Source organism: Acidisphaera sp. L21 (assembly GCF_009765685.1).
GTDB lineage: Bacteria > Pseudomonadota > Alphaproteobacteria > Acetobacterales > Acetobacteraceae > LMUY01.
Genome location: NZ_LMUY01000102.1, coordinates 87,954 through 95,267, shown reverse-complemented (window position 1 = coordinate 95,267; position 7,314 = coordinate 87,954). Strand labels below are relative to the sequence as shown.

The following is a 7,314-nucleotide window of genomic DNA, read 5'->3' as shown; positions in this document are numbered from 1 at the left end:
GCGCGCCGGCCGCGCGGGGCGGGAGGCGCCGGGCGTGGCGGTCCGCCTGTGGACGGAGGCAGCGCATCGCGGCCTGGCCCCGTTCGACCGGCCGGAGATCATGGAGGCAGAGTTGAGCGGGCTGGTGCTGGATTGCCTGTCCTGGGGCACCCCGCCCGAGGCGCTACCGTTCCCCGACCCACCGGCTGCCGGCCCATTGGCCGCCGCGCGCACGTTGCTGGCCGATCTGGGCGCGATGAAGGGTGACGCCATCACGCCGCTGGGCCGGCGCATGGCGGATTTGGGTGCGCATCCGCGCCTGGCAGCGATGATGCTGGCGGCCAAGTCGGCCACGACACAATCCCTGGCGGCCGATTTGGCCGCGCTGCTGGAAGAACGCGACCCGATGCGCGAGCGCGATGCACCGGCGGATGTGACGCTGCGGCTGGAGGCACTGGCGGGGCGACGGGATGCCGATCGGGGCGCGCTGTCCCGCATCAAACAGGCCGCCGCGCAGTATCGCCGCCGGCTTCGCACCACGGCGCCGGCCTCCGGCGACCCGGCGCCACTGCTAGCTGCGGCCTTCCCCGACCGAATCGCGCAGCGGCGCGGGGAGATCGGGTCGTTTCGGCTGTCGGGCGGCGGCGGCGCGAAACTGCCGCCCGGTGACCCACTGGCCAAGGCATCGCTGCTGGCGATCGGGGCGCTGGAATTGGGCGCTTCCGCGCGCATTCGGTTGGCGGCGCCGCTGGATATCGCGGACCTGCCGGCGGAGCGGATTACCGAGACGGTGGAGAGTGGGTTCGACTCCGTCTCCGGCACGGTGCTGTCGCGACGCCGCCGCCGGTTGGGCGCGCTGGTGCTGGAGGACAAGACGATACCGGCCGATCCGCAGGAAACGGCGCTGATCCTGGCCGATGCAGCCGGGCGCAAGCTGGAGGTGCTGGATTGGACCGACTCTGCACGGCAGCTTCAGGCCCGCGCCGCCCTGCTGCGCGGAATCGACCCGGCAGTGCCCGACCTGTCCGACGCATCGCTGACGGCCAGCGTGCGGGAATGGCTGGCGCCACATCTGCTGGGCACGATGAAACTGGCCGACGCCGCCAAGCTGGATTTGCACGCATTGCTGCGCGGGCTGCTGGGCTGGGACCATGCGAGCCGGTTGGATCGGGATTTGCCGACCCATCTGCCGCTACCCGGCGGCCGGGCGGCGATCGACTATCTGCCACCGGTGCCGCTGGCGTCGGCCCGGGCGCAGGCGTTCTACGGCCAGCGCACCACGCCGTTGCTGGCGGGTGGCCGGGTGCCGTTGCAGTTCGCACTGCTATCGCCCGCCGGGCGTCCGGTGGCGATTACGGGCGACCTCAGCGGGTTTTGGACAGGGGCATGGATGGATGTCCGTCGTGACATGCGGGGGCGCTATCCACGGCACGACTGGCCGGAAGCGCCGGGGTGAGTCCAGCCAGCCCGTGTTCCAATTGGGCATCCAGTGTGGAGGCCAGGTCGAAGAAGCGTCGGCGCACCTGGCGCGAATAGGGGTTCGAGCCCTCGATCGCCTGGAACACTTCCGGTGCGTCGTTGCGCACCATGTCGACGCCCTGCATCAGCAATTCGAAGCTGCGGGTGGTCATCCGCGTCGGCAGCGGCTCCATCTGCACCAGAACTTTGGCGATCAAGTGGGTGAGGCCTTGGACCATCGCGGCCTCCTGGTCATGGGCTTCGGGCGTGGTCAGGATGACTTGCAGGCCCAGCACCCGGCGTGCAAACGCGGCGATGCGCCAGACACGTTTGCCGCGGATCGGGCAGATGGCGATCTTCAGGCCCTCGATGCCATTGCGAGCGCTTTGCGGACCAAACAGCGGGTGGGTCGCCACGATATCCACATGGCCGGGTAGGCAACGGCGCATGATGTCGGCGGGGATGACTTTGACCGATCCGACATCCAATACCAGCGTGCCGGGATGCAGGAGCGGCCCAATCGCCTCGACCGTAGCCTGCAATGTGGACACGGGCACCGCCAAGATCACGATCGAGCACGCAGCGGCCTCTTCCAGGCTACCGGGCGTGGCGCCGTGCCAGTCTCCGGGGGCGGGCGCCAGGTCGTATGCGATCAGGCGTGCGTACGGGTGCAGATGCTGGGCGATCAACCGCCCGAATGCGCCGAAGCCGATTATGCCGATCGAAACCTCAGATTCGATCCCGATCGAAACCTCAGCTTCGATCCCGATCGAAACCTCAGATTCGGTCCCGATCGGTGGTCGGGCTGCAGTATCCATGTCGTTGCGCACGGTCTAACCTCTGGATTGCCACGAGGCCAGCGGCGTCCAACTTGGTGCAACCGCTTGCGATGCAGCGGTTGAAAGATGACAAGCCACCCCGCCGCTATGGAAGCGGTGCGTAATAGAGCCCGGTAAGGGTGAGTGTGATCGTCACGGCGGCGGATATGAGGGCCAGAGCGCCGCGCCGTCAACCACACCGTGCCAAAAGATGGAGAGAGCGATGAAGACCATGCTGATCGTTGGGGCATCCCGCGGTTTGGGCCGCGCCTTGGCCGAGGAGCATCTGGCCCGTGGCTGGCACGTGATCGCCACGGTGCGCGACACGGCGGCGCTGGCGAATACGGGTTTGGAACTGCATGCAGTCGACACCACCGACTGGGCCGCGGTCGATGCGTTTCGCCAAACGATGACGGGGCGCCAGATCGATTTGTTGTTCGTCAGCGCCGCCATTGGTGGGGACAAGCTGCCGATCGGGGAGATCGACCCGGCGCATTTTACGCAGGTGATGCTGACCAATGCGCTGGCGCCGCTGCGGTTCATCGACCGGTTCGCCGATCTGGTGCCGCGGGATGGCATGGTGGTTGCGATGTCGTCCAGCCTGGGCAGCATCGCCGGCAATGACCGTGCTGGATGGGAGCCGTATCGCATGAGCAAGGCGGCGCTGGGCATGGGTCTGCGCAGCCTGTCGATCCGTCGGGCCAGCGAAGGCCGCACCTATATCGCGGCCGACCCTGGCTGGGTGCGAACCGATATGGGCGGTGCCGAGGCGACGCTGTCGATCGAGCAAAGCATTCCGCGGCTCGCGGATGTGCTGGAACAACGTTGGGGACGCGGCGGCATCGCGTTCGTCAACTACCAGAACCAGGATCTACCTTGGTGAGGCCTGGTGCAGGCACAAGCCGGCTAGGCAGCTAGGCCGGGGCTCATGCGCTGCCCACGCGATGCCGTCGACATCAGCATGAAATCGACGGGGCAAGCCCAGTCGATGACAAGCACATCACAGTCCTGCCTGCCGATCCGGCGCTCAGGCTGGCTGGGTCACGGCCGGTAAGCCGGTGTTCAACCCTTCAGCCGTCGGCTCGACGTCTTCTGAGCACCGGGTTGCTTGGGCGCTGGCACGATGGTCCTGGATGCACGGCGTTTCACCTTGCCGGGCGAGACGGGCGACGGCGCAGGTGCACGGATGCAATGCGGCACCAACAACAGGTGAAGATCGTAAGTCGGGATGGAACAACGCTGCATCATAACCGCACCACAGGGCCTGGGACCGTTTGGCGATGAGGATTAACGGTTCGTCGTGAAGGAAACCGTAACATACCGATGACAGATCGATGTCCAAACAGCGTGCAATACGGGCAGCCCCGGCTATTGCAGGGTAACCTCGGACGCCTAGTCGGGGGGCTGCTGGCGCAGAAAATCCACGAAGGCGCGCAGCGGCGCCGGCATGTGGCGGCGGCTGGCGTAGTAGAGAAACGGGCCCGAAAACTCGACCCACCAATCCTCCAGCACCGGCACCAACAGCCCGGCCTCGAAGGATGGGCGCAATGCGGCCTCGAACGTGCTCACCAGGCCGACCCCCTGCTCCGCGGCGCTGATGCCGAGTTCCATCGTGCTGACCACCAGCTTGCCGATTGGTGTCACGGTCAGCACCTGGCCGTCTCGCTCGAACTCCCAGGGCGCGGTGATGCCGCTCGCGAAGCGATGGCGGATGCAGGCATGGGCGAGCACATCGCGGGGATGCAACGGCCGCCCGTGCGCAGCGAGGTAGGCGGGGGATGCCCCGGTTGCGTAGCGCTGGCGCCGCGGACCGAGCGGCACGGCGATCATGTCGCGCTCCAGCCGCTCGTCATAGCGCACCCCGGCGTCGAACCCGGCAGCCAGAACATCGATGAAATTGTCCTCCGCGCGGATTTCCAGGCTCACACCGGGGTGGGCGTGCAGAAACGGCCCGAGCAGTGGCGGCAGCACCAGCTTGGCCACCACGATCGGCACGTTCAGCCGCAACGTGCCGGTCACACGGTCGGGGGTTTGCGCGGCTTCCTCCAGCGCGGCGGCCACCTCCCCCAAGGCGGGGGATAGGCGGGCCAGCAACGCCTCACCCGCGTCGGTCGGCGTCACGCTGCGGGTGGTGCGGTTCAGCAGGCGAACCCCCAGCCGCGCCTCCAGCCGCCGCAATGCCTCGCTCAACGACGAGGCGGAGACACCGCGCAATGCCGCAGCACTGCGGAACCCGCGGGTCCGCGCCACGGCAACGAACGCATCGAGGTCCGCCAGGTCGATTTCGGACATGCGCTATTCCAATTGGCCCGCTTCGTCCACGTTGGCGACCCCGACGATGCCGTCGATTTCGGACAGGCTGGCGATAAGGTGAGAAATCGGGCGTTTGCCCCGCACGCGCATGGTCAGCACCACGGTGCCGCGGCGCGCCGCCTCCATCTCGGTGCCTTCCCAATCGGCCTGGTCCTGCGCGGCCTCCTGGCTGTTCTTCTCGACGTCCACCTGGTCGATGGCGAAGCGCAATTGGGTGCAGGTGATCAGGATCGTGCGCAGCAGGCCGATCCCCTCGCGGTAGGAAATGCGCAACTGGGTGGCCGTCCGGCGCTCCTGCGGGATGAAGCGGGCGAGCTTGGGAAAGACGAACATGATGATGAAGTGGCCGAGCGTCGTCGCCAGCGCCAGGATCGGCAGCCCGGCGCCGCACGCCATGCCCAACGCCGCCGTCAGCCAGACGGAGGCCGCGGTGGTCAATCCCCGCACCACATCGCGCCGCATGAAAATCACGCCGCCGCCGATGAAGCCGATCCCGGAGACGATTTGGGCCGCGACCCGGGACGGATCGACCACGACGCGACCGGCCACAAGCACATCCATGAAACCGTATTTCGAGATCAGCATGAACAAAGCGGCCGAGACGCCCACCAGAGTATAGGTGCGCAGGCCGGCGCTTTTCTGCCGGAATTCCCGCTCCAGCCCAACCAGGGCGGACAGCACGAAGGCGAGCGCCAGTTCCTCGAGCTGGAGCAATCCTTGGCCTGTCAGATCGAACTGGCTCCCCATCGGTCTTCGCGTCCCACCTGACCAAAGTTTAAGCCCCGCGACGCGGCGCAACCTCTACACCTGCCAAATGCAGGGCGGCGACGCAAACCTGTGACTATGGGATCGCGGCATCCTTGTCGCAGGACGCACGAAACGCCACCATCGCATCATGCCCCATTGTCGCCCCGGATTCCGCCCGATGATTCGCCCTCTGGTTTTGGCCGCCGCCATGATGGTGTCGGGCTGCAACGTGTCCAACGCCCAGAGCGGCGGGGCTTTATTGCGGGGCACGCTGCCATCACTGTCACCCCTGGTGAAGCGGGTGGTGCCCTCCGTGGTGAACATCGCCGTCACCGAGAACGTGGGCGGCGACTCGCAACTACCGCCGGCGCTGCGGGGTACGCCGTTGGAAAAGCAGTTCCGCGACCGCCTCCGCACCCGCAGGGACCAGGTGCAGGGCGCCGGGTCGGGCTTCGTGATCGACTCGTCGGGGGTGATCGTCACCAACAATCACGTGGTGGGTCATGCCGACAAGATCATCGTGTCGCTGTCGGACGGGACGGAGCTGCCGGCCAAGGTGATCGGGACCGACGAGCTGACCGACATCGCCGTGATCAAGGTAGATGGCGCGCCATCCCTGCCCGCCGTCACCTGGGGCGATTCCAGCAAGGTCGAGGTGGGGGACTGGATCATTGCCGCGGGGAACCCGTTCGGGCTCGGCTCCTCCGTCAGCGCCGGGATCGTGTCGGCGCGGGGGCGTGATATCGGGGCCGGGCCGTTCGATGATTTTCTGCAGATCGACGCGCCGATCAACCCGGGCAATTCCGGCGGCCCGACGTTCAATCTGGATGGCCAAGTGATCGCGGTGAACACGGCCATCGTGTCGCCGACCGGTGGCTCTGTCGGCATCGGTTTCGCCATTCCCAGCGATATCGCCCGCAAGATCGTGGCCGAACTGCGAGAGAAGGGGCATATCGACCGCGGCTGGCTGGGCGTGGCAGTGCAAGATGCGCCGGCCACACCGGGCGTGGCGCGCACCCGGCCGACCGGCGTCATCATCGCCAGCGTCGATCGCAACGGCCCCGCGGCGAAATCCGGCCTGGCGGCTGGCGACATCGTCACGGCCGTCAATGGCGCGGCGGTGGAAACTGCACATGAATTAATCAAAGCTGTGAGCGCCACAACGCCGGGAACTGCGTTGAAGCTGACAGTGAAGCGGCGCAACCAAGTCTCGGACCTGACCGTTACGGTAGGTCGCCGCCCGAATGAGGGTAATGGCTGATGCGTATTCTGGTGGTCGAAGACGATAAGGAAGTCGCGGGATTCGTCCTGAAGGGCCTTCGCGAGGCCGGGCACGTGGCGGAGCACGCCGATAACGGCCGCGACGGGCTGTTCATGGCGGCAAGCGAGAGCTTCGACGCCATCATTCTGGACCGGATGCTGCCGGGCGGGATCGACGGGCTGCGGCTGCTGGAAACGCTGCGGGCGCAGGACAACGTCACCCCGGTGATGTTCCTGTCTGCACTGGGTCAGGTGGACGAGAAGGTGCGTGGGCTGAAGGCGGGCGGGGACGATTACCTGACCAAGCCTTTTGCCTTTGCCGAATTGCTCGCCCGGGTCGAAGCGCTGGCCCGGCGTAGCAAAGGCGACGGTCCGCAGACCAAGTTGGTCGTCGGCGACCTGGAGATGGAATTGCTGTCCCGCTCCGTTCGGCGCGCCGGGCAGCGGATCGACCTACAGCCGCGGGAGTTTCGGCTGCTGGAGTTCATGATGCGCCATGCCGGGCAGGTGGTGACGCGCACCATGCTGCTGGAGGGTGTGTGGGATTACCATTTCGACCCGCAGACCAACGTCATCGACGTTCATGTCAGCCGCCTGCGGCAGAAGATCGACAAGCCCTTCCCGACGGTGCTGCTGCACACGGTCCGCAACTCGGGCTACATGATCCGCGCGGAGTGACCGCGACGGCGCCGCGCGACCGGCCCAGCCTGTGGCGATCCGCCGGGCTGCGGCTGGCGAT

Annotated in this window: 7 protein-coding genes; 4 read left to right on the top strand and 3 right to left on the bottom strand. The window is 66.8% G+C overall.

The annotated features are described in order from the left end of the window. Positions 1–1,435: ATP-dependent helicase C-terminal domain-containing protein (locus tag GSQ76_RS20310; protein WP_272482685.1), on the top strand; the 1,435-nt coding region annotated here is incomplete at its 5' end. On the opposite strand, the gene GSQ76_RS20305 is transcribed toward GSQ76_RS20310, so the two are convergent. Beyond that, the gene (locus tag GSQ76_RS20305; RefSeq protein ID WP_254070524.1) at positions 1,344–2,267 is read right to left on the bottom strand and encodes a prephenate dehydrogenase/arogenate dehydrogenase family protein; all 924 of its coding nucleotides are present in this window, start codon (positions 2,265–2,267) and stop codon (positions 1,344–1,346) included. The two genes, GSQ76_RS20310 and GSQ76_RS20305, sit on opposite strands and share 92 nt — an antisense overlap. A gap of 211 nt (positions 2,268–2,478) precedes the next feature. Here GSQ76_RS20305 and GSQ76_RS20300 point away from each other — a divergent pair, with 211 nt between their 5' ends. Beyond that, entirely contained in the window at positions 2,479–3,138 is a 660-nt protein-coding gene (locus GSQ76_RS20300; protein ID WP_158745933.1) for an SDR family NAD(P)-dependent oxidoreductase, read from the top strand. Between the two features lie 509 nt (positions 3,139–3,647). On the opposite strand, the gene GSQ76_RS20295 is transcribed toward GSQ76_RS20300, so the two are convergent. Both GSQ76_RS20295 and GSQ76_RS20290 read right to left on the bottom strand, forming a co-directional pair. Beyond that, positions 3,648–4,547: a LysR family transcriptional regulator gene (locus GSQ76_RS20295; RefSeq protein ID WP_158745932.1), complete on the bottom strand. Its 900-nt coding sequence runs from the start codon at positions 4,545–4,547 to the stop codon at positions 3,648–3,650. A gap of 3 nt (positions 4,548–4,550) precedes the next feature. Then, entirely contained in the window at positions 4,551–5,315 is a 765-nt protein-coding gene (locus tag GSQ76_RS20290; RefSeq protein WP_158745931.1) for an MgtC/SapB family protein, read from the bottom strand. Between the two features lie 178 nt (positions 5,316–5,493). On the opposite strand from GSQ76_RS20290, the gene GSQ76_RS20285 reads away from it, so the two are divergent. Both GSQ76_RS20285 and GSQ76_RS20280 read left to right on the top strand, forming a co-directional pair. After that, positions 5,494–6,576 (top strand): S1C family serine protease, encoded by a 1,083-nt coding sequence (locus tag GSQ76_RS20285; protein ID WP_254070523.1) that lies wholly within the window; start codon positions 5,494–5,496, stop codon positions 6,574–6,576. Beyond that, entirely contained in the window at positions 6,576–7,253 is a 678-nt protein-coding gene (locus GSQ76_RS20280; protein ID WP_158745929.1) for a response regulator transcription factor, read from the top strand. The genes GSQ76_RS20285 and GSQ76_RS20280 overlap by 1 nt, the downstream gene beginning before the upstream one ends. The last annotated feature ends 61 nt before the right edge of the window (positions 7,254–7,314 follow it).

What these genes read in the sequence shown, in the direction of transcription:
- GSQ76_RS20300 (WP_158745933.1), top strand. Translation starts at nt 2,479, where the DNA reads ATGAAGACCATGCTGATCGTTGGGGCATCCCGCGGTTTGGGCCGCGCC.
- GSQ76_RS20295 (WP_158745932.1), bottom strand. Translation starts at nt 4,547, where the DNA reads ATGTCCGAAATCGACCTGGCGGACCTCGATGCGTTCGTTGCCGTGGCG.
- GSQ76_RS20290 (WP_158745931.1), bottom strand. Translation starts at nt 5,315, where the DNA reads ATGGGGAGCCAGTTCGATCTGACAGGCCAAGGATTGCTCCAGCTCGAG.
- GSQ76_RS20285 (WP_254070523.1), top strand. Translation starts at nt 5,494, where the DNA reads ATGATTCGCCCTCTGGTTTTGGCCGCCGCCATGATGGTGTCGGGCTGC.
- GSQ76_RS20280 (WP_158745929.1), top strand. Translation starts at nt 6,576, where the DNA reads ATGCGTATTCTGGTGGTCGAAGACGATAAGGAAGTCGCGGGATTCGTC.